The organism is Pseudomonas sp. PS01300, assembly GCF_029960155.1.
Taxonomy (GTDB): domain Bacteria; phylum Pseudomonadota; class Gammaproteobacteria; order Pseudomonadales; family Pseudomonadaceae; genus Aquipseudomonas; species Aquipseudomonas palmensis.
The window spans coordinates 1-287 of the sequence record NZ_JASCPN010000161.1; the positions used below are offsets into that span (position 1 = coordinate 1).

General features: G+C 61.0%; 1 protein-coding gene. It reads left to right on the forward strand.

All coding sequences use genetic code 11. The annotated features are described in order from the left end of the window. The coding region (locus tag QMX96_RS26785) for an EF-Tu/IF-2/RF-3 family GTPase (protein ID WP_282362733.1) at positions 1-287 on the forward strand (287 nt) is incomplete at both ends.

Here is a 287-nt window from a genome sequence, read left to right on the forward strand (position 1 = left end):
CCAGAGCCTGAGCGCGCTATCGACAAGCCGTTCCTGATGCCAATCGAAGACGTATTCTCGATCTCGGGTCGTGGTACCGTTGTTACCGGTCGTATCGAGCGTGGCATCGTCCGCGTTCAAGACGCCCTGGAAATCGTTGGTCTGCGTGACACCACCACCACCACCTGCACCGGTGTTGAGATGTTCCGCAAGCTGCTGGACGAAGGTCGTGCTGGCGAGAACTGCGGCGTGCTGCTGCGCGGCACCAAGCGTGACGACGTTGAGCGTGGCCAGGTTCTGGTCAAGCC